Here is a 19,852-nt window from a genome sequence, read left to right as displayed (position 1 = left end):
AAACGTATGAGAAAGATTATCGTTGGGGGCTGCTTCTTTTGAACGTAGATATCATAACAGAACGAATATCGAACCGAAAAGCTAAGGAAGTATACGAGCTGATTACACGTCAAACTACGGTTTCGAAAATAGATTTATTAGAACAAAGCGGTATGACAGTCTCTACGTTGACACGCCTGTTGGAAGAGTTAACGAGTCAGGGACTCATTTTGGAATCCGGCTTTGGAGTATCTACGGGCGGGCGTAGGCCGATTTTGTACGAGAAGAATCCGGCCTATGCTTATATATTTGGTTTGGAAATCTCCAGAACATTGTCCAAGCTGGTGCTTGTCGATTTAGGCATGAATAAGCTGGAAACCAAGAGCTGGACCATGACAGAAGTCATGACGCCTGCAGTACTGCTTCCCCTTATTGCCGAGGAAGCCAAGCATATGTTAGTTCAGCATGGCCTTGATATTTCTCAGGTGTTGGGTATTGGGGTTGGGGCCGTAGGGCCAGTAGACCGAATATCTGGCGTTATACTGGAGCCCTCCTATTTCCCTGCGACTGGTTGGAGGCATGTGGAAATCTGTCATTGGTTAAGTGAAGCCCTTCAGATCCCAGCGCTGCTGGATAATGGTGCGAACACAGCGATTCTGGCAGAATCTTGGCACCAGCGAACAAGGAGCTTTAAGCATCTCCTTTATATTCATGCAGGCGTAGGTTTACGCTCTTCGATGGTGTCGGAAGGAAAGGTCATCTATGGGGCTGTCGATATGGAAGGCTCAGTAGGGCAGATGATTATTCAAACGGATGGTGTTCCCCATCGTAACCAAACTGGTAATTATGGCGCTTTGGAATCGTACGCTTCCTTGTATGCGATAGAGAAGGCTGCTAAATCAGCCTTAAAGCAAGGCAGATCAACTGTTTTGGTACATATGGTGGAGGATCCCGAGCAAGTCACCTATAAGCATGTTATGGAGGCGCTCAAAAAAAATGATCCCCTAGCCGTGGAGATCGTGACGGAGGCAGCGACCTATTTCGGGATCGGCCTGGCGAATTTATTAAATATTTTGCACCCAGAGAAAGTGATTATTGGGGGGCCTTTAATTACAGGCGGGGAGTTGTTCTTCCAGACAGCAACGCAAGTTGCTATCCGCAAAACTTATTATTACCCCGCCTATCAGGTTATTTTTAGCAAAGGGCAGCTAGGTGATGAAGCACTTGCCATCGGAGCGGCCGTGATGGTTATGGATCAGCTGGTTAAGCCTTAATTCCTTTAAGAAAATTAAGAAGCAAGGCATTAAAGACGTCAGGTTTCTCCATCGGGGTAAGATGAGAAGCAGCAGGAATCACGTGATAGCTAGCTCCTTGAATATGATCGGCCATGGATTTCATGACATCCGTAGGCGCGATGGCATCTTGTTCACCTGCAATAACGAGTGTTGGTACTGAAATGGTGCTGAGCAAGGGTACCGAATCATCACGGAATGCCATCGCAATGCTGGCATGGACAAGCCCTTCTGCTGGCATGCTATCCATAATCAGCTTAAGGTTATCGACCAGCTGCGGCTGCTCTTGCAGGGTTGTTGCAGTGACAAGCTTTGGAAGCATGGCATCACGAGCTGCCGCGGCTCCCTTATCGTATAAGGAGACAGCCATATTCATACGATTTTTCCGTCCTTCTTGGCCGTCTGGCTCGGGGCGTGTGTTGGCAAGAATGAGTCCAGAGAAACGTTCAGGCGCTAAACGTAGTAGAGCAAAAGCGACATAGCCACCCATGGAGAAGCCTCCGAGGGTGGCTTTTTGTATACCTAATTCATCCATCAGGGCGAGAATATCCTGCGCATAATTGGTGAGAGACATCGGGGATACAGGGATACTGGATTGACCCATTCCGCGGAAATCAGGAGTGATTACACGGTAATGGGATGACAAAGATTCGACCTGAGCCTGCCACATGCGATGATCCAAAGGAAAGCCATGAAGGAGGATAACTGCGGCTCCTTGACCTTGATCTTGAACGAATAATTCAGTACCGTTTACATGTTTTTTCATACGTTTTCTTCCTCCAAGAATCGGTTTTTGTAAATAAATATCGAAAAAGTTATGTCTTCATACTTTCATTATGGTTAACTCATACTTACTTAACATTTCATTGCTATTCTCTGATTATACCTTTAGTACTTCACCAAGAACAGACAAAATGAAACATTCATATTTACGAAATGGGGATTATTGATATGACTAAGAAACCATGGTCCACGCAAGAGTTGGACAAATTAATTCGCCTTTCCTCGGAGTGTCCGCCAGTTGTCATTGCTAGAGAACTATCTCGTCCTGTCACATCTGTTCGCAAAAAAATGCGTGAAATGGGTGTAAGTTACGTATCGGGAGAGCAATGGAAGAAAAGTCAAATACAATACCTCATTTCGGATGAAGGAACTTCGTATAAAAACAAACATAAGTTAACGCAAGAATCAAATGAAAATGGATTTGAATCCCCTGTGCTGGATGAGTTTTGGACGACCCTTGTGAAAATGGCTCGCGTAGCTAAAAAGAGGGGGAAACGGGTTGATGTCCTATCGTTTATCGATACATACCGAAAGATTCGTATTGGCGGTTAACAACAATTATATTAACAAATGAAGGTGAAATCCGTGATGACGTGATTTCATCTTTTTTCTTTTGATGGCAAGTGAAAGATAAAAGATGGACTGATAAATTAATCCAAAATAATAAGCTAATTTTAAGGTTAATGCGGTATGATAGATGCATAATCTTATGGAACGTATCCCATGAAGGATGTGGCGAAGGTGGAGTCAAAAAGAGGCTGGCTCAAGCAGTCGTTTGGAAAGCGGTTAAACGCCATTCATAGCTGGAATGCTTGGATTTTAGTGCTGTTGACTGTGACGGGAATTGTGCTCAGTATTGGCGCGATCCGCGGGGATCTTGGTGCTTTTCGTGTAACGCTGAAGCAGCTGCACATCTATTTGGGGGTCGCCTCGGTACTGCTCATGGTGCTGTATGCACCCATGATACGCAAGCATTGGCGACAAATTCGCGCGCGGCGCAACCAACGCGCGAATCTGGTGTTCGTGCTCGCACTCCTGATCGGCTGGGCCGCATCAGGCGTAATCCTGTGGCAGTTCCGGCACATGCCACCGGCTTTGAATAACGCGGCACTCCTTGTGCATGACCTACTCACCTGGGTCGGAGTGCCGTATGCCGTGTACCACGCCATCTCGCGCAGCCGATGGCTGAAGCGCCAACAGCGGCTTGAGCAAGCCGCTGCCGTGACTAAACCGCCAGCATCGCTGCAGGCGGTCACAGCCCCTGCTGCCGCCGCTAGCGTGGCAGCGGCGGATCCCGTGGCGGACGACGCCGCCACGTCGCGCACAGCAGCGCAGGCGGTTATCGCCGCGCTGAAGGAATCGCCGATCACACGCGCCTCCTTCCTGCGACTCGTCGCAGGCGTGGTGCTCGTGATCGCGATCGGTCCCGCCTTTTATCGCTGGATAAAAGGCGCGTTCGATACCGGCGGGTCGTCGACCGCCGACTATGTGGCAAGCGACGGCAACCGCATGCTGCCGCCGCCAGAGCCACTTCCCGATTCCGCCGCTGTTGTAGGCGGAGGGGCCAAAGGGAATTTCCGTATCTACACGGTGACGGAAATTCCGGCTTTTTCATCAGATACATGGAAATTTGCCATCTCGGGTTTGGTAGATAAGCCTAACGCATGGAACTGGGATCAGTTCATGCAGATGAAACGCACGGTGCAAGTCAGCGACTTTCATTGTGTGACGGGTTGGTCTGTGTACCAATGCACCTGGGAAGGCATTCCGTTGAAGCAGTTATTAGCAGCAGCAGGCGTGCAGGCATCTGCGAAATTTGTGAAGTTTTATTCAGGGGACAAAGTGTACACCGATGCACTTTCCTTGAGTCAAGCGAACGGGGACGACATTATGGTCGCGGTCTTATTGGACGGCAAGCCCATTCCGCAGCAATTAGGTGGGCCGGTACGCCTGATTGTACCGAAGATGTATGCGTATAAATCTGTGAAGTGGCTGCAAGCCATTGAGTTAATAGATAAGGAGCACATGGGGTATTGGGAAGTGCGCGGCTATGATAACGATGCATGGGTTGCACAACCAATGGATAATCTTGGTTGAACACGAAGGAAGCGGGGAACTGACTTTTCTTTAGGATTTTGGTATAGTAAGGGCAAAGAATCCTGTTCGGAAATGAGGGACATTTGCCATGCAAATAACATCGATTAATGTGGGGTTACCCCAAACAATAGCCTATCGAGGCAAAGAGCTGACTACAGGGATTTATAAGACCCCAGTCAGCTCCTCTTTGTTTGTATCCAAAATACAAATAGAAGGGGATGGACAAGCGGATCTGACGGTTCATGGTGGCGTAGATAAAGCCATCTGTGTTTATCCGGAGGAGCATTATGCCTACTGGGAAACGCTCAGGGGGTATAAATTAGATGGGGCTACCTTTGGAGAAAATCTTACAATCCGTGGTCTTCAGGAGCATGAGGTGAGGATTGGGGATACGTTCGCCATTGATGAGGTAATCGTTCAAGTCTCACAGCCTAGGCAGCCGTGTCACAAATTAGCTAAGCGTATGGATTGGCCAGAAGCTACGCTCCATGTTCAGGAAACAGGCTATACAGGGTATTATTTCCGAGTGCTGCAAGAGGGGCGTATTTCACCTCATTCGGAGTTGAGACTCATTGCTAGAGATGAAGCCGGGGTGACGGTTGCGTACGCTAATCAGATCAAATACCACGATAAATACAATATCGAAGGGGTTAAAAGAGTTCTTGCTGTCGAAGCGCTATCGAGCAGCTGGAAGCAGTCGTTTAGGAAACGATTGGCGGAGCTTGAGGAATGATTACGGGCGTTATTCTTGCCGGAGGCTTGAATCGCCGTATGGGCGGGAGGCCAAAGGCTCTCTTACCTGTGCAAGGCGAGGCTATTCTGCAAAGACAATTGAAAGAAATGTCCCACAGCTGTGAGCAAATTATTGTCGTAACCAATGAAGTGGAACCCTTGCAGCCTGTGCTCGCGGGGGTAACCGTCGATATAGAAGTACTTTGTGTAAGGGATATCTATCCCCAGAAAGGACCTTTGAGCGGGATTCATGCCGCCTCCAAGGTTGCGTATTCGACTCACTTATGGATTGTTGGCTGCGATATGCCATTTATATCTGGCGATGCAGCAAAAGCTATGGTGGAGGTATGCCGAGCTACGAATGTGGATGCTGTTATTCCAGAGTTAGAGGGTCGTTTGCACCCACTTCACGGCATCTATGGCCGAGATGTTGGGCCGGAGGCTGAACTGCTGCTGCAGCAACAAAACTATCGGTTAATGGGGTTATTAGACCATTTAGATTGGCAGTCTGTTGATTGGGATTTTTTTGTTCAACGTGGGCTTCGAACGAATTTTGCAACCAATATGAATACACCTGAAGAATATAAAGATATGTTAGATAATCTGTCATCGGAATAAGTGGGATACGTTGAAACCTAGGAATTTGTCAGAAAATATGCCATAATAGATAGAGAGAGAAGGTGAACTCCTATGCCAAAGCTGCTATTGGATCGTTTTGGGCGGATGCATGATTACCTGCGCATCTCAGTGACAGATCGTTGTAATTTGCGTTGCGTCTATTGTATGCCGGAAGAAGGAATGGAATTTGAACCGGATGAGAAGCTGTTAACTTTTGATGAAATAACAGAAATTGTTCGCGTATTAGCAGGACTTGGTGTTCGTAAATTACGATTAACCGGTGGAGAGCCTCTTGTACGTAAAAATCTGGAGCAGCTGATTGGAAGGCTGTCTCAGATTCCCGGTATTGAAGATATTGCATTGACTACGAATGGGATTTATTTTGCGTCACGTGCTGAGAAGCTGCGAGCAGCAGGGTTAACCCGTGTAAATATTAGCTTAGATTCATTAAGAGCAGATCGTTTCTCTTTGATCACCCGAGGTGGGGATATTCGTCGTGTGCTAGCCTCGATCGAAGAAGCGTATCGTGTAGGTATTACACCAATTAAACTGAATGTGGTACTGATGAAAGGCATTAATGACGACGAAATTGCTGATTTCTTGCAAATGACGATTGATCGCCCGATTCAGGTGCGATTTATTGAATATATGCCAATAGGACATCAAGACGATGATTGGAAAAGTCGCTATTTATCTCTTACGACGGTTCTGGACCGCTGTAAGGAAATGGGCTGGGAAGCAACGGCCTCTACTGCGGTTTATGGCAATGGCCCTGCACAGAATTATCGCATTGAAGGCGCGTTAGGTTCATTCGGCCTGATTCACCCGATTAGTGATCACTTCTGTGAAACCTGCAATCGTCTGCGATTGACGGCTGATGGCAATATCAAGCCGTGCTTATATTGGTCGGATGAATTTAACGTACGCAAATATATTGGGGATGATGCAGCGGTGGAGGACCTGTTCTTCCGTGCGCTGGATATAAAACCACAAAATCATGAGATGGCTCAGGCTTTGATGAACGAAGAACAGTCGCATACACCAACTAATCGCCGGATGTCACAGATCGGCGGATAGCGTAACGGGGTACAGGGGGCATGGAATCAAGTGAACAGTGAAATGAAGCTAAGGTTTGGCAGGAAAGTAATCTCTGTTGAGGAAGCGCGAGCCGAACTATATGCATACGTTATACCCACTGAGACGGAGACGGTCTCACTGCCCAAGTCCTTTGGCAGACGGTTGGCAAACGATATTTATGCCGACCATGCTGTTCCACATTTTCGCCGATCCGGTGTGGATGGTTATGCGGTTCGCTCCGAGGATATTACAACGGCGACGCAAGACTCACCGGCTGTCTTACAAGTTATTGAGCGGATTCCAAGCGGAACCATGCCCCAGCTTACGCTTCGAGAGGGAACGGCTGCACGTATCATGACGGGAGCGCCTGTGCCAGATGGTGCAGACGCGGTTGTCATGCTAGAGATGACTGACTCCTTGCAGGATGCATCTGTGGCATCTAGAGATGTCAAAGTAAGGATTAAGAAAAATGTGCAAGCAGGAAGCAACATTACGCCAATCGCTGGTGAGGTTGCACGTGGGGAGTTCGTGATTGCAGGTGGCGCACAGATTGGCCCAGGAGATGCTGCGATTCTGGCGACCTTCGGTTATTCTGAAGTTGTGGTGTACCGAAAGCCTAAGGTAGCGATATTCTCGACAGGTTCAGAACTGTTACAAGTCGAACAGGAGATGCAGCCAGGGAAAATACGTAACAGCAACAGCTACATGTTGGCTGCGCAAGTAGAGGCAGCGGGCGGATCAGCATGGATCATGCCAGCGCTTACGGATGATCCGGAAGAGGTGGAAGCCGCGCTTGCGGCGGTGCTGCCTGATGTTGATCTTATTTTGACTTCTGGTGGGGTCTCTGTAGGCGACTTCGACGTCCTCGTGGAGCTATTCGGTCGATTCGATGGTAAGCTATTGTTCAATAAGGTGGCGATGCGGCCAGGGACGCCAACAAGTGCGGCCTTATGGAAGGGCAAGTTACTGATCGCATTGTCTGGTAATCCAGGAGCATCCTTCGTAGGCTTCGAGCTATTTGCAAAGCCAATTATTAAGAAAATGTTAGGGAGTCAGTGCCCTGAGGCAAAAGCGTCTACTGCGTTTCTGGACGTGACTTATGATAAACCTTCTGCTTATCCCCGTTATATTCGGGGAACGTCACGTGTCGAGTCAGGAACCATCTGGGTGCGACCTGCGGGCATTGATAAGTCAAGTATCATGGTGTCGATCAAAGATGCAGATTGTTTGATTTGGTTGCCTCCTGGAGGACAAGGGTATCAGCGTGGTGATGGTGTGAGGATTTATACAACAAATTAACGTATGAACTTATATATTTATTGATAAATGAAAAAAAGCCCGCCGCTGAAGCTTCTAGGATAGAAGTTTCAGATGGCTGGGCTTTTTTGCAATCTAACGAATTAACGGAAGATAGTCCTAGTAGAATGTAGCAAGAATGATAACCAACAGTACATAAAGAACAAGAATTACACCTACGGAATTTCCGTATCCTGGCGTTCCACCAACTACAGCTGACATAGTATCCCCTCCGGTTTTGAATGCATATGGGTTAAACACTATATAACATATGTAGGGCGAATACCTGTTGATTGGACGAATGCCCTTATTACATCGGAACATTCACCTACCAAAAAGAGCTGCCCTTGTGTGATTCTCAAGGGGCAGCTCTTCCAAGCAATTAATTAGGAATTTGGTACACTTTAATTTTCTGAATGCCGAAGCTTTGCAAAGATTTTCGCGAGCCAGGGATAAAGATGTCCATTCGTTTTCCTTTAATGGCGCCACCGGTATCGGTTGCATAGACGTACATGCCGCCTTGCGGAAGACCATTAAACGAATAACCTTCAATATAAAGTTTGGTACCAAGTGGAATAACAGATGGATCAACAGCAACTGTGCCGACTGCAAGTGGATTACCCATGTAATCAAATGCGCCGTACCCACCGTTTTCAGAAGGATCTGATGAATAAGCTGTAGACTCAAAAACTTGATAATCCGGTGCATGTTGCCCGCCATCTTTACTCAGAATAGCTAGTTTACTGCTAGCATCCCAATGGACAGGTACACCTGTAGCTGTGGAAAGGAAACGAAGCGGTACATAAACCCGTCCATTTTGATACTGGGAAGGGCCATCCAATTCGACAGTTTCCTGATCAATGCTGGCTTCTTTTTGACCTGAAACCAAGGTAATCGTATGTTTGTCGTTATTTAGTGTTACTTCAATCTGATTTCCATCTTTTTTCCAATTCACTGTATAACCAAGCTTCTCGGTTACGAACCGGAGCGGGACTTGGGTAATTTCGTTGCCATCCAGAAATGGCTGCGCATCAGGGAAATGGATGAGGTCATCGTTGACTTGCACTTTCACTTCCATTGCAGCTGCTTGAGCTGAAAATGGGGAAAGAAAGCCTCCTGCCAGAACTGTTAGTGAAACAGCCAGGCTAGTTAACCCTTTGGTAAGCTTATTCAATTGGTAATCCTCCTTCATGAGCCTTCGAGGTTAGTTGACGGGTTCGGGAAGAAGGTTCTCCCTAGTCTGCTCCAAGCCGAAGCAAATATTCACCCCAAGTATTTCGTCCCCCGTACCAGTGCCTTTATTTACGCACTAGACTCGGCTTCAAATATTTTATCATCATCGATAGGCCTGAACAACGACCAAAATATGGTTGTACCGCTCTCATACTAGACTTAGGTCTAGGTTCAAAAACGGTCAATAGTCGGTTTTAGAACATCATTTATTAAGCTACGATAGGAGTATGATGAAGGATGAGGGGCGATTTGGATATGAATGATAAGAAACAGGAAATTGATCCTACTAATATATTTGACCGTATCGGCAAAATGGCTGAAACCGTCTGGCAAGAGACGATTGGCAAAACGAATCCAAGTACTGCGTATGCGGGGAACCATACGATCGTTCAATTAGAGGAGCGCTATGAAGATGCGCTTCAGGCGACGATTGCCTTGCGCAGCAACATTGCTCGCGCAGAAGAAATGGCGCAGCTCCGCGCCGAGCAGGCGGAGCTTGCCATGCGTGCCGGAGAAGAGGACCTCGCGCGGCTAGCTTTGCAAGAGAAGCTGCGCGAGGAAGCCGCAGCTGAGCACTACCGCGCGCAGTACGCGAGCAGCCAGGACTTGTGCCTGGCGCTCGCAGAGGAACTGCGCGGGCTGCGTGCGGGGCACGCAGCCGAGGATGTGCAGCCGCGCAGCGGGCTGCACAGCAAAGAAGCTCGCGACACATGGCGCGAGCTGGAGGTCGCCGGCCGCGAGCTGGGCCGGGAAGCGCTGCAGGGGCTCCGCGTGGCGGGCCGCCTGTCGAAGGAAACGCTGAAGGAAGCCGGGGGCAACCTTCAGCATGAACTGCGCGCGCTGCGTACCAAGCTGCAGCACGATTGGCAGCAGGAGCAGCGCGCTCGCGATGAGCGAGATCCGCATAACCGAAAATAGCGTTGGCGCTCGCTCTCGCAACTCGAAAAATTCGAGTTAGGGCAGAAGAAAGAGGCCACTTAGGCTCTGCAACTCGAAAAATTCGAGTTAGGGCAACAGTAAAGAGGCCACTTAGGCACTGCAACTCGAAAAATTCGAGTTAGGGCAGAAGAAAGAGGCCACGTGGGCATGACCTCCATGAAAGGCAAAGCCTTGCCCTATAAGGATTTGCATCTTGGAGGTCGTCCATTCTTATGGTATGCTAAGAATCGTATGAACGAAGACATGAAGCAGCAGCCAGAGGAGGTGCATCGATGGGAGAAGAAATGAAAAATAACCGCAGCCGAAATACAGCGCTTGTGCTGATTGCAGTCGGTGTTTTTTTGCTTCTAGATCATACCGTAGGCTTTTTTCCCATTGTGGCCGTAATCCTTATTTTGCTGGGCATTCACCGTGTTCGTTCACGCAAAGAGCGCAAGGGTTATGTGCTGATGGGGATTGGTGCCGTCATTTTATTTGGTGACCATCTCACAATTGTCATTTCCGTTGTGTTGATTTCACTAGGTTTATTTTTCATTCGATCTAAGCAGGCTCATAAGGATGATACGTATATACAAAAGCAAAAGATTGTCGATAGTGTTCGCCTTGGTCGAGAACCGTGGATTCTAAGGAATACGTCGACGTGGTATTTGGTGGGGGAAACGTATATGGATCTCTCGCTGGCCATTCTAGAACAAAAGGAAACGACAGTTATCCTCCAGGGCGTTGTAGGGGATATTGATATTAAGGTACCTGATGATATCGGGGTTTCCGTAACAGCTTCTGTCATGTTCGGTCAGCTTCATATCGCGGAAGAACGTGAAACAGGCGTAATGAACAAAGTGGTGTGGCAATCGGAGAATTATCAATATTGCGACCATCGAGTGAAACTCGTGCTCTCTTATATCGTAGGAGATATCAAGGTCAAAGTAGTGTAACTTTGTAGAGATCGGAGATCACCACGTGGACGGCTACAAACGACGTTTAACGAATATGATATGGCGCAGCATGGGGGAGTCCATCCTCTTTAGCTTCGCTATTTTCGGTGCTATGCTTTATTTTTTGAATTCAAGAGATTTAATCCAACCCTTTACGAATTGGCAGCAGGGCGTCAAGTTTTCGTTCATGGCGCTGTTGATTCTAGGTGTAATTGGCGCGGTTTTCGGATATTGGAACAGCTCAAAGGTGACACGCAGACTTGAACCGATGATGGAAACGATGATTTTATTGGAAAAAGGGACATTTGCCCGTGAAGGATTTCAACACGGGGAAGATGATGAGATCGGACGGTTGGGAGAACAACTAAGCCGTATCATGAAGCGATGGGAGGAGCAAGTGACCTCACTCCAACGGCTTTCCAATAGCAATGCAGAGCTTACGGAGAAAGCCAAGCTTACCGCGGTTATTGAAGAGCGCCAGCGTTTGGCACGCGAGCTGCACGATGCGGTGAGTCAGCAATTGTTTGCGATTTCGATGACGGCTACAGCCGTAGGCCGGACGTTGGATAAGGATTTTGAGAAGGCGAAGCGGCAAATTCATCTTATTGAAGAGATGGCCTCCGTGGCGCAATCCGAAATGAGAGCCTTATTGCTCCATCTGCGCCCTATTCATCTCGAAGGCAAGCGATTGTCTGAGGGACTTGTTGAGTTGTTAAAAGAGTTGGCTGCCAAGGTACCTATGGCGATTAGCTGGGATATGGATGAGGAAATTCGCTTAAATAAAGGAATTGAAGATCATTTGTTCCGGATCGTGCAAGAAGCACTTTCGAATGCCCTGCGTCATTCCAAAGCGAATAAGCTGGAAGTGAAGCTGCTGCATCGTTCAGATGGCATTCGCTTAGTGATTCGCGATGACGGCGTCGGCTTTGAGCTGGATGCGAAGAAGTTAACTTCCTATGGGATCGTGTCCATGAAGGAACGCGTGAACGAGATTGGCGGATCGGTTGATATTATTACGGCGCCTGAACGGGGCACCCGTATCGAGATTCGAGTACCTATTCTAGCAAGCGATGCGCAATTGATCGAGAATTAGCACTGTACATAGAGAGGGAGTAGCAAATGGACGACGCCTTAATCAAAGTACTACTTGTTGACGATCATGAAATGGTCAGAATTGGACTTGCAGCTGTTCTGGGGACGGAAGATGGCATTGAGGTCGTAGGCGAAGCGAGCAATGGTCATGATGGTATTCGTCTAGCGCAAGAATATCGTCCTGATGTCGTGTTGATGGACCTCGTAATGGAAGGTATGGACGGCATTGAAACGACAAGGAAATTATTGCAGCTATACCCAGATTGCAAGGTGATTGTCTTGACTAGCTTCTTAGATGATGAGAAAATGTATCCAGTTATTGAAGCTGGTGCATTCAGCTATTTATTGAAAACCTCGCGAGCATCCGAAATCGCGCAAGCAATTAGAGCCGCGGCTAAAGGGCAGTCGATTCTGGAGTCACAAGTGGCATCGAAAATTATGAATCGCTTCCGTCAACCGAAGCCAGCTGCGGAGCCGCATGAAGAATTAACGGACCGCGAGATGGAAGTACTTCGCTTGATCGCAAAGGGCAAATCGAATCAAGAGCTAGCGGATGATTTATTTATCGGCGTGAAGACGGTGAAATTCCACGTCACTAACGTTTTGTCCAAGCTAGGCGTTGAAGATCGCACACAAGCGGCAATCTATGCCTTCAAGCACGGACTGGCGGAATAAGGCAAGGAGAGATAAGCTTGAATGTTGTCAAACAGATTTGGAGCTGGTTTGGTTCCATTGCGATTTCTTTTGTTTTAGTTGTATTTCTAGGTGTGTTTGTCTTTCAATCAACACGCGTTAGCGGCCATTCCATGGATCCGACGTTACATGACAGCCAACGTGTGTATGTTTCGAAGCTTTCACATACGTTTCGCTATGAACCGAACTACGAAGACATTGTCATTATAGACTCTAGAGTGGAAATGAAACGGACTTTTAAAAATGATCTCATGGATAGCCCTTTGATTAGTCTATTTCTCCGAGGCGATGATAAGCATGTATGGATTAAGCGAGTGATCGGTAAGCCAGGTGATGAGCTGGAGCTTCGAGATAATAAGATGTACCGCAACGGTGAGCTTCTGGATGAGTCTTACATTAACGAGGAAATGAGAGCGAATGGGAACCGAAAGTGGAGTGTTCCTGCCGACCATATTTTCGTAATGGGGGATAACCGGAACAATAGCATGGATAGTCGTGTCATTGGCTTCATTCCAATTGACCATGTGTTAGGTAAAAAGTTATTCTAAATGGAAGAGGCTGTCTCCCCCGTAGATTTTCTACTTGAGGGAGACAGCCTCTTGTCGCTTCTTGTGTGCCGTTAGAGGTTGTTAGAGGTCACATCTTCGTGTCTAACAACAAGCCGCGTATTGGCACTGGCAAATAGGTTCTCAGCTGCGATTGATACTGCCCATATGGCTGAAGTGGTGAATTTGAAAGTTGAAACAAGGAGACGGCCGGTTGCTGCAGCAAGCGGTCAATATTGCTTACTAACGAGCTTGCAAACTTGTTTAGTGTAAGCAAGTTTTGGCGATCCATGCCAATGGGTTGCTTTCGTTGCTCTTCGAGAACATCAGCTTGCAGGTCTAACTTTCCTTCGGTATTCTTGCTGATCCCGAGATCATGAAGTGTGGTAGAACCTGCTGCCCCCTTGAGACCTAGAAGCAAAGCATGACTTACGTAGTCAGGTGTGTCACCAAGTTGATCTTGCAAATCATTATAGGTATGAATAAAGGTTTGTATGTTGTCGGCGATGTTGGCTGATGAAGCTTCAGTCAGTTCTTGGTTGTTCATCGTTGGAGCTAGTGTTGAATGGACGAGCGACTGGGCTGATCTCTTCACGTTGTCCGCCGTTTGAACGAAGTTGGCTACGTCTTTGGCTGCTGTCTTTGCGAATTGTTTGTAGGCGAGCTGCTCAAATGGTAAATCCAACATACGCCGGATGGTAGTCGTCTTACCTCCAGCAACTCCGCTTACGGCTCCAACACGGTAATAATCCTTATGAGTCTGATACCTGTTCACCGCCATAACGGATGGATAAGCATTGATCATCTAGATCACCTCATTTCACATACGTTTAGTATATCATTTGCGTAGACTGGGGTAAATTGGTACTTGGGGGGTCAATTAGAGCATCACCAACATAAGATAGCATTATTGCTTCTTGTGGAGGCGGTGCCATGTGATACGCAAACGTTTGGCTACCATTGATGATGCTGCTATATATCGCTTAGTTGTTGAACAATTAGTACCTTTTTCCAGAATGTATCAGTCAGGCAATTCGGTGACCTTTTCTGAGATTCGTAAGCGATTGAATAGCAATAAAACTTTCGTCATCGCAAAAGGGTACAAACGGCCCTACGGGTTCATATCTGTGATTCGCAAATCAAGCAAGCTTTTTATTGATATGCTGGCTGTTGACCCGCGAGAGCAAGGTAAGGGGATTGGGCATACGCTTATGAAGGCTGCGGAAGACTATGGACGTAGTGAACGCTGCCAAATGCTTGAACTTTTTGTAGATGACAGTAACCCGAAAGCGATTCAATTTTATAGCAAAAGAGGATATGAGATTGATTCTTATGTACCCGAACTCAGCTGCTATCGCATGACGAAAAGGATGCAACGGTGAGAAAGTGGCTGTAGATGAACTTAGCATCCACAGCCTTGATTTCCGTCATTCACTAAACATCGCGGCAATATAGTCGATTTGAATATCCACTGGGCCAGTATGTCTGGCTTGTGGAGGTCCACCAAACCGGATAAGTCCGAAAGATGAGAGTTGATCCTCATTGGTCAACGGAGCGGGTGTATCGGGCTGGACTTGTTTCTTTTTTACCTTTTTGGTAAGGTGTGGCTTAGTGGTTTTGAGGGATGATTTGACTTTCGCTGGTTGCTCATCATTTAAGATGAGTTTGTTTTTCTCAACGCGACTTACGATCCCAAATATCTCTGAACCATTCGATAAGTAAATAAGAACAGGCTTTCCGATCAGGTTTCTGCAGCTTTTTTCGGTGATTGGGTGAAAGGGTTGCATGACTAGGGGCACCTCCGTATTGGTATGTACTGTTAGCCTATGCCATGCGGTTTACAACGGTATAGACGAATGTCTAGTTTCTCATAAGAAAATGTTATGAGTTAAAGTGACTAGATAAGTTGAATAGCTTGACAATTTTAGGTATGCTAAGCATATTAACTAATCCTATAGAGAAAGAATGATGCATAGATGAGTGGAGCTGTGTTTTATATTTTCGGAGCAACGGGAGATTTAGCGAAAAGAAAGTTGTTTCCAGCCTTTTATAGCCTTTATCGGGAAGGCAAACTTGGCGAAAATTTTGCGGTAGTCGGTTTGGCGCGCAGACCCCGGACGAACGAGCAATTCCGTGATGATGTGAAAAATTCAATTCAAGAGTTCGCTCGTTACAAAAATTCGGATGGAGCTGAGTGGGAGAAGTTCGCTGAGCGTTTCGAATACATGTCCCTGGACATTAACAATGTTGCGGGATTCCATGAACTGAATGATCTGACAGCGAAGTTGGACGAGAAGTACCAAACAGGCGGCAATCGTTTGTTCTATTTGGCACTTGCACCAGAATTGTTCGGCAATGTTTCTTATAATTTAAGCGAAGGCGGTTTGCTCCAAACAGAGGGCTGGCATCGCTTAGTGATTGAGAAACCGTTCGGCTACGATTTGCCTTCGGCAGAGCGTTTGAATGGACAGCTTCGTCAAGTGTTTGAAGAGAAGGACATTTATCGTATCGATCATTACCTAGGAAAAGAAATGGTCCAAAACATCGAGTTCGTTCGCTTCGCGAATGCTTTCTTCGAGCCGCTTTGGAACAATAAATACATAGCGAACATCCAGATCACGCTGAGTGAGACGGTGGGTGTAGAAGAGCGCGGTGGTTACTATGACCACTCAGGAGCTCTTCGTGATATGGGACAAAATCACATGCTGCAAATGCTGATGATGATGGCGATGGAACCGCCTAGCCGTCTGCATCCGGAGGATATTCGGGATGAGAAGGTGAAGGTGCTTCGTTCTCTTCGTCTGTTCGAAGATGGTGACGATGTACGTGCGAACGTCATTCGCGGTCAATATGCCGGCGGTTCTGCCAAAGGTAAAGCACTCACGGCATATCGTGAAGAGGATTCTGTGAATCCGCAATCGACAACAGAAACGTATTTTGCCGCTCGCGTTCACGTGGATAACTTCCGCTGGGCAGGTGTACCTTTCTATATCCGTACAGGCAAACGACTGCCTGTCAAAACAACCGAGGTTGTTGTAGAATTCAAGAACATTCCGAACAATGTTTATCTAGCTAAAAAGCATGACCTAGAGCCTAACTTGCTCGTATTCCGAGTGAATCCGATGGAAGGCATCTACTTGAAAATGAATGCGAAGCAGCCAGGCTCAGAAGGTGTGATCGTGCCTGTTGCGATGGACTTCTGCCAAAGCTGTCAAATCGGCATCAATACGCCAGAAGCTTACGAGCGCTTGCTCTATGACGCAACTCGCGGAGATTCTACCTATTTCACGCGTTGGGATGAAGTTGCACTTGCATGGTCATATGTGGATCGCATTGCAGCTGCATGGAGTGAACAGACAGAGGACCTTAAGCATTATCCTGCTGGCTCGTGGGGACCTGAAGAAGCGGCGAAGCTCTTGAGTGATGATGGCTTCAAGTGGTGGCCGATTAACGGTCAGAATGAAGGGGAAGTCGATTGGGAAACTGTTCAAAAAACAACCGTATTAGCTTAATATAGGGAAGCTCATCCAACAGGCGATTATGGCCTGTTGGTTTTTTGCGTGTTGGTCCAAGCGTAGTAAGAAATCCCGTGATGTCGCCTAGTCTGGACGACGTATATGACACAATTTGTGGTATACTAGTGTATATGGCCATTTTTTCATTTTATACACTAGAGGTGCATTGATGTCACGAAGAGCGTTTGTGCGATGGCTGCTCGCCATTGGGGCTGTTTTAGTAGGATTAAGTGCTTGGTTTAGTCTGCTGGTCAAGAAAAAATTCATTCCCGAAGAGCAGGCTGCCGCCGCTCCCGTGGCAACTGCGGAGCCTCCGCAGGCTAGTCCAGAACCCTCAGAGGAACCTCTGCCTCTTGGGCCGTTAATGTCCTTTTTTATCTTAAGTGATCTTCACGTGACGTCCGGTGATTCTCTTCCCAATAAGAAACTTAGGCTGGCGTTAGACGATGTCACTCATTTCGATGGGCCTGTCGATGCCATTATGCTGACCGGTGATTTGACCGATACAGGAACGGAAGTTGACTACAAGGCATTACGCGCTATCATGAATGATTATAAGCTTCCTCCCATTCATGGGAATATGGGGAATCATGATTATTACACGATTTGGATTAATAAAGCGAATAGCTGGGATCAAGATAAAGTCCCGAATGGTAAGAGCGATGCCATAAGTCGAGAGCAGTTCAAAAAGTTTATGGGCTATACGTCCATTTATAATGATTTTACCGCTAACGGACACTCTATCCTATTGCTATCACAGGAAGCTTATGTGCAAGAAAAACCCGAAGTGGGTGAAGGTGCTTGGTACTCCGATGAACAAATGGCATGGTTCAAAGGCAGATTAGGCAATTTATATAAACCAGGAAGACCTCTGTTTGTGATGACGCATCAACCACTGCCGCCTGTTGGCACCGATGGTGCTACTCACCAGCTCATTCGGGCCATACAGTTTCGAGATACGTTGAAGCCTTACAAGAATGTCTTCGTCTTCTGCGGGCATCGCCATCAGGATTTCCAGAATGGGACACCGCACTATATTCAAGAAACGTTCCATTATTTCCACAACGCCTCTGTAGGGAGAACGCTGAATCGGGCGTACCAACAGACGGCACAGGATAAAGCACAGGGTATTTATGTGCAAGTATTTGCGGATAAAGTGGTTGTACGCGGCAGGGAATTCAGTACTCGTAAGTTCATTGATGAAGCGAACTGGAGCGTTCCTTTGGAAAAAGCACACGCTTGATTCCGATGTAGTCTATATGTAAAAGAAGAAGGGAATAAACGAACACATGAAAACGCAACTCACCAAAATTCTCGAAACGGAAGTCGCAAAACGACGGACGTTCGCAATTATTTCTCACCCGGATGCGGGGAAAACAACATTAACAGAGAAACTGCTCCTATTCGGGGGCGCAATTCGCTTAGCCGGAACGGTAAAAGGTCGTAAAGCGAGTAAGCATGCTACATCGGACTGGATGGAAATTGAGAAACAGCGTGGTATCTCCGTAACGTCAAGCGTGATGCAATTCGACTACGAAGGTCACCGCGTCAACATTCTGGATACGCCTGGTCACCAAGATTTCAGTGAGGACACCTATCGTACGTTGACTGCCGCCGATAGCGCGGTCATGTTGATTGACGTTGCCAAAGGGGTCGAGACCCAAACGAAGAAGTTGTTCCAAGTATGTCGTATGCGTGGGATTCCCATTTTCACCTTCGTCAACAAATTGGACCGTGAAGGCCGTGATCCGTTCGAGTTGTTAGAAGAGCTTGAAGAGGTGCTCGGCATTCGTTCTTATCCAATGAACTGGCCGATTGGTTCAGGCAAACAATTCTGTGGTGTTTACGATCGTGGAAAATCACAATTAGAGCTTTACCAAGGCGATGACCATAGAGAGATTGAAGTCCGTAAAGTAAATGGTGTGGAAGATCCGTTAGTGAAGCAAATTGCAGGTGAATTCCTGCATAAGCAATTGTGCGGTGATATCGAGCTGCTCGATGTCGCGGGTGATCCTTTTGATATGGAAAAGGTCATGAAGGGTGAACTTACTCCCGTATTCTTCGGAAGTGCTGTTAACAACTTCGGTGTTCAAACGTTTCTAGAGAACTTCTTACAGCTTGCACCTCAGCCAGAGCCGCGCACAAGTACTGCTGGAGTGATTGAACCGACAAGAGAGAAATTCTCCGGCTATGTATTCAAAATTCAAGCGAACATGAACCCTGCCCACCGTGATCGCGTAGCTTTCTTGCGTATCGTTTCCGGTAAGTTCGAACGCGGGATGTCCGTTAAGCATGTAAGGCTAGGGAAGGATATTAAGCTGGCACAGCCGCAGCAGTTCCTAGCACAAGATCGTGATATCGTGGAAGAAGCGTTCCCTGGCGATATCATTGGTCTGTTCGATCCAGGTATTTTCCGCATTGGTGATTCCTTGAGTGAAGGAGAAGAGGTCGTTTTCGATGAATTGCCAACGTTCTCTCCGGAGCTATTCAGCAAGGTATCGATTAAAAATGCCTTGAAGCAAAAGCAGTTCCTGAAAGGGATCGATCAATTAACGGAAGAAGGGATGATCCAAGTCTTCACGACGATTGGTTTCGAGGACATGATTCTGGGCGTCGTAGGCCAACTTCAATTTGAAGTACTGGAGCATCGTATGAAATCCGAGTATGGTGTGGATATTCTTTTGCAGCGTCAGAATTATCAATTCGCACGTTGGATTATCGATGACAAAATCGATCCAGCTAAATTCCGCATTAACTCCCAATTGGTGAAAGACAAGAAAGGGAATTTCGTAGGCTTGTTCGAAAGTGAATATGCGCTGCGCTCTTCCATAGACAAAAATCCAACCGCACAGTTCTTAACGAGTGCGCCTTAATAAATAAAGAAGAGGCTCTTCCTGATGATTTCAGGGGGAGTCTCTTCTTGTCTTTTTGTCGCCAATGCTCGCTTTCCTTCATACACTAGGATGGGGTGAATTCTAAGCTGGAGGCTAGGTATGAAGACGCGTATAAAGAGGAGTCCAAAGAAA

The 19,852-nt window shown here is 47.1% G+C and carries 22 protein-coding genes and 1 riboswitch; of the genes, 17 read left to right on the top strand and 5 right to left on the bottom strand.

Annotated features, from left to right (window positions below; translation table 11 throughout):
- Positions 1 to 38 precede the first annotated feature (38 nt).
- Positions 39 to 1,253 (top strand): ROK family protein, encoded by a 1,215-nt coding sequence (locus AC58QT_RS23675; RefSeq protein ID WP_497411174.1) that lies wholly within the window; start codon positions 39 to 41, stop codon positions 1,251 to 1,253.
- On the opposite strand, the gene AC58QT_RS23670 is transcribed toward AC58QT_RS23675, so the two are convergent.
- On the bottom strand, positions 1,243 to 2,037 hold the full coding sequence (locus AC58QT_RS23670; protein ID WP_497411173.1) for an alpha/beta fold hydrolase: 795 nt from the start codon (positions 2,035 to 2,037) through the stop codon (positions 1,243 to 1,245). The genes AC58QT_RS23675 and AC58QT_RS23670 overlap by 11 nt on opposite strands.
- 185 nt (positions 2,038 to 2,222) lie before the next feature.
- Between AC58QT_RS23670 and AC58QT_RS23665 the strand changes: the two genes are divergently transcribed.
- The 6 genes from AC58QT_RS23665 to AC58QT_RS23640 all read left to right on the top strand — a co-directional run bounded on the left by AC58QT_RS23665 (position 2,223) and on the right by AC58QT_RS23640 (position 7,877).
- On the top strand, positions 2,223 to 2,606 hold the full coding sequence (locus AC58QT_RS23665) for a hypothetical protein (protein WP_310501636.1): 384 nt from the start codon (positions 2,223 to 2,225) through the stop codon (positions 2,604 to 2,606).
- 171 nt (positions 2,607 to 2,777) lie between these two features.
- A complete protein-coding gene (locus AC58QT_RS23660) occupies positions 2,778 to 4,151 on the top strand; it encodes a molybdopterin-dependent oxidoreductase (RefSeq protein WP_497411172.1) in 1,374 nt (457 codons plus the stop codon).
- An 88-nt stretch (positions 4,152 to 4,239) separates the two neighbouring features.
- On the top strand, positions 4,240 to 4,884 hold the full coding sequence (locus AC58QT_RS23655) for an MOSC domain-containing protein (RefSeq protein ID WP_497411171.1): 645 nt from the start codon (positions 4,240 to 4,242) through the stop codon (positions 4,882 to 4,884).
- Positions 4,881 to 5,501 carry a molybdenum cofactor guanylyltransferase gene (mobA, locus tag AC58QT_RS23650; RefSeq protein WP_497411170.1) on the top strand — a complete coding sequence of 207 codons (621 nt, stop codon included), beginning with the start codon at positions 4,881 to 4,883 and terminating at the stop codon, positions 5,499 to 5,501. The genes AC58QT_RS23655 and mobA overlap by 4 nt, the downstream gene beginning before the upstream one ends.
- A gap of 72 nt (positions 5,502 to 5,573) precedes the next feature.
- Entirely contained in the window at positions 5,574 to 6,578 is a 1,005-nt protein-coding gene (gene moaA / locus AC58QT_RS23645; protein WP_497411169.1) for a GTP 3',8-cyclase MoaA, read from the top strand.
- A gap of 30 nt (positions 6,579 to 6,608) precedes the next feature.
- Positions 6,609 to 7,877 (top strand): molybdopterin molybdotransferase MoeA, encoded by a 1,269-nt coding sequence (locus AC58QT_RS23640; protein ID WP_497411168.1) that lies wholly within the window; start codon positions 6,609 to 6,611, stop codon positions 7,875 to 7,877.
- 117 nt (positions 7,878 to 7,994) lie between these two features.
- On the opposite strand, the gene AC58QT_RS23635 is transcribed toward AC58QT_RS23640, so the two are convergent.
- Together AC58QT_RS23635 and AC58QT_RS23630 are read right to left on the bottom strand one after the other, a co-directional pair.
- Positions 7,995 to 8,096: a sporulation protein YjcZ gene (locus AC58QT_RS23635; protein WP_310501627.1), complete on the bottom strand. Its 102-nt coding sequence runs from the start codon at positions 8,094 to 8,096 to the stop codon at positions 7,995 to 7,997.
- Between the two features lie 160 nt (positions 8,097 to 8,256).
- Positions 8,257 to 9,048 carry a stalk domain-containing protein gene (locus AC58QT_RS23630; protein WP_497411167.1) on the bottom strand — a complete coding sequence of 264 codons (792 nt, stop codon included), beginning with the start codon at positions 9,046 to 9,048 and terminating at the stop codon, positions 8,257 to 8,259.
- A 4-nt stretch (positions 9,049 to 9,052) separates the two neighbouring features.
- Positions 9,053 to 9,205: riboswitch (cyclic di-AMP (ydaO/yuaA leader) on the bottom strand.
- Between the two features lie 157 nt (positions 9,206 to 9,362).
- Between AC58QT_RS23630 and AC58QT_RS23625 the strand changes: the two genes are divergently transcribed.
- From AC58QT_RS23625 to lepB, 6 genes are all read left to right on the top strand, one after another.
- Positions 9,363 to 10,025: a PspA/IM30 family protein gene (locus tag AC58QT_RS23625; RefSeq protein ID WP_497411166.1), complete on the top strand. Its 663-nt coding sequence runs from the start codon at positions 9,363 to 9,365 to the stop codon at positions 10,023 to 10,025.
- A gap of 168 nt (positions 10,026 to 10,193) precedes the next feature.
- Positions 10,194 to 10,334 carry a hypothetical protein gene (locus AC58QT_RS23620; RefSeq protein WP_310501623.1) on the top strand — a complete coding sequence of 47 codons (141 nt, stop codon included), beginning with the start codon at positions 10,194 to 10,196 and terminating at the stop codon, positions 10,332 to 10,334.
- Positions 10,319 to 10,981, top strand: coding sequence for a cell wall-active antibiotics response protein LiaF (gene liaF / locus AC58QT_RS23615; RefSeq protein ID WP_310501622.1), 663 nt, complete (start codon positions 10,319 to 10,321; stop codon positions 10,979 to 10,981). Before AC58QT_RS23620 ends, liaF begins: the two co-directional genes overlap by 16 nt.
- Before the next feature lie 25 nt (positions 10,982 to 11,006).
- Complete coding sequence (locus AC58QT_RS23610; RefSeq protein WP_497411165.1) at positions 11,007 to 12,074, top strand: sensor histidine kinase; 1,068 nt, start codon at positions 11,007 to 11,009, stop codon at positions 12,072 to 12,074.
- A gap of 26 nt (positions 12,075 to 12,100) precedes the next feature.
- Complete coding sequence (locus tag AC58QT_RS23605; protein ID WP_310501620.1) at positions 12,101 to 12,748, top strand: response regulator; 648 nt, start codon at positions 12,101 to 12,103, stop codon at positions 12,746 to 12,748.
- A gap of 17 nt (positions 12,749 to 12,765) precedes the next feature.
- Complete coding sequence (gene lepB / locus AC58QT_RS23600; protein WP_497288365.1) at positions 12,766 to 13,314, top strand: signal peptidase I; 549 nt, start codon at positions 12,766 to 12,768, stop codon at positions 13,312 to 13,314.
- An 88-nt stretch (positions 13,315 to 13,402) separates the two neighbouring features.
- Here lepB and AC58QT_RS23595 read toward each other — a convergent pair whose 3' ends face one another.
- On the bottom strand, positions 13,403 to 14,116 hold the full coding sequence (locus AC58QT_RS23595) for a hypothetical protein (protein WP_497411164.1): 714 nt from the start codon (positions 14,114 to 14,116) through the stop codon (positions 13,403 to 13,405).
- 130 nt (positions 14,117 to 14,246) lie between these two features.
- Between AC58QT_RS23595 and AC58QT_RS23590 the strand changes: the two genes are divergently transcribed.
- The gene (locus AC58QT_RS23590) at positions 14,247 to 14,693 is read left to right on the top strand and encodes a GNAT family N-acetyltransferase (RefSeq protein WP_310501618.1); all 447 of its coding nucleotides are present in this window, start codon (positions 14,247 to 14,249) and stop codon (positions 14,691 to 14,693) included.
- 45 nt (positions 14,694 to 14,738) lie between these two features.
- Here the strand turns inward: AC58QT_RS23590 and AC58QT_RS23585 are convergent, their stop codons facing one another.
- A complete protein-coding gene (locus AC58QT_RS23585; protein WP_497411163.1) occupies positions 14,739 to 15,098 on the bottom strand; it encodes a hypothetical protein in 360 nt (119 codons plus the stop codon).
- Between the two features lie 189 nt (positions 15,099 to 15,287).
- Between AC58QT_RS23585 and zwf the strand changes: the two genes are divergently transcribed.
- The 3 genes from zwf to AC58QT_RS23570 all read left to right on the top strand — a co-directional run bounded on the left by zwf (position 15,288) and on the right by AC58QT_RS23570 (position 19,699).
- On the top strand, positions 15,288 to 16,823 hold the full coding sequence (gene zwf / locus AC58QT_RS23580) for a glucose-6-phosphate dehydrogenase (RefSeq protein ID WP_497411162.1): 1,536 nt from the start codon (positions 15,288 to 15,290) through the stop codon (positions 16,821 to 16,823).
- A 172-nt stretch (positions 16,824 to 16,995) separates the two neighbouring features.
- Positions 16,996 to 18,069: a metallophosphoesterase family protein gene (locus tag AC58QT_RS23575; RefSeq protein WP_497411161.1), complete on the top strand. Its 1,074-nt coding sequence runs from the start codon at positions 16,996 to 16,998 to the stop codon at positions 18,067 to 18,069.
- Between the two features lie 46 nt (positions 18,070 to 18,115).
- Entirely contained in the window at positions 18,116 to 19,699 is a 1,584-nt protein-coding gene (locus AC58QT_RS23570) for a peptide chain release factor 3 (RefSeq protein WP_497411160.1), read from the top strand.
- Positions 19,700 to 19,852 lie beyond the last annotated feature (153 nt).

Source organism: Paenibacillus sp. J31R109 (assembly GCF_059692055.1).
This window is presented reverse-complemented; position numbering and strand designations above follow the sequence as displayed.

Excerpts from the sequence above, each read along its gene's own strand:
- AC58QT_RS23660 (WP_497411172.1), top strand. The coding sequence starts at position 2,778 with ATGAAGGATGTGGCGAAGGTGGAGTCAAAAAGAGGCTGGCTCAAGCAG.
- AC58QT_RS23665 (WP_310501636.1), top strand. The coding sequence starts at position 2,223 with ATGACTAAGAAACCATGGTCCACGCAAGAGTTGGACAAATTAATTCGC.
- AC58QT_RS23595 (WP_497411164.1), bottom strand. The coding sequence starts at position 14,116 with ATGATCAATGCTTATCCATCCGTTATGGCGGTGAACAGGTATCAGACT.
- AC58QT_RS23635 (WP_310501627.1), bottom strand. The coding sequence starts at position 8,096 with ATGTCAGCTGTAGTTGGTGGAACGCCAGGATACGGAAATTCCGTAGGT.
- AC58QT_RS23655 (WP_497411171.1), top strand. The coding sequence starts at position 4,240 with ATGCAAATAACATCGATTAATGTGGGGTTACCCCAAACAATAGCCTAT.
- AC58QT_RS23605 (WP_310501620.1), top strand. The coding sequence starts at position 12,101 with ATGGACGACGCCTTAATCAAAGTACTACTTGTTGACGATCATGAAATG.
- AC58QT_RS23570 (WP_497411160.1), top strand. The coding sequence starts at position 18,116 with ATGAAAACGCAACTCACCAAAATTCTCGAAACGGAAGTCGCAAAACGA.
- zwf (WP_497411162.1), top strand. The coding sequence starts at position 15,288 with ATGAGTGGAGCTGTGTTTTATATTTTCGGAGCAACGGGAGATTTAGCG.
- AC58QT_RS23585 (WP_497411163.1), bottom strand. The coding sequence starts at position 15,098 with ATGCAACCCTTTCACCCAATCACCGAAAAAAGCTGCAGAAACCTGATC.
- AC58QT_RS23625 (WP_497411166.1), top strand. The coding sequence starts at position 9,363 with ATGAATGATAAGAAACAGGAAATTGATCCTACTAATATATTTGACCGT.
- AC58QT_RS23575 (WP_497411161.1), top strand. The coding sequence starts at position 16,996 with ATGTCACGAAGAGCGTTTGTGCGATGGCTGCTCGCCATTGGGGCTGTT.
- AC58QT_RS23620 (WP_310501623.1), top strand. The coding sequence starts at position 10,194 with ATGACCTCCATGAAAGGCAAAGCCTTGCCCTATAAGGATTTGCATCTT.
- liaF (WP_310501622.1), top strand. The coding sequence starts at position 10,319 with ATGGGAGAAGAAATGAAAAATAACCGCAGCCGAAATACAGCGCTTGTG.
- moaA (WP_497411169.1), top strand. The coding sequence starts at position 5,574 with ATGCCAAAGCTGCTATTGGATCGTTTTGGGCGGATGCATGATTACCTG.
- AC58QT_RS23670 (WP_497411173.1), bottom strand. The coding sequence starts at position 2,037 with ATGAAAAAACATGTAAACGGTACTGAATTATTCGTTCAAGATCAAGGT.
- mobA (WP_497411170.1), top strand. The coding sequence starts at position 4,881 with ATGATTACGGGCGTTATTCTTGCCGGAGGCTTGAATCGCCGTATGGGC.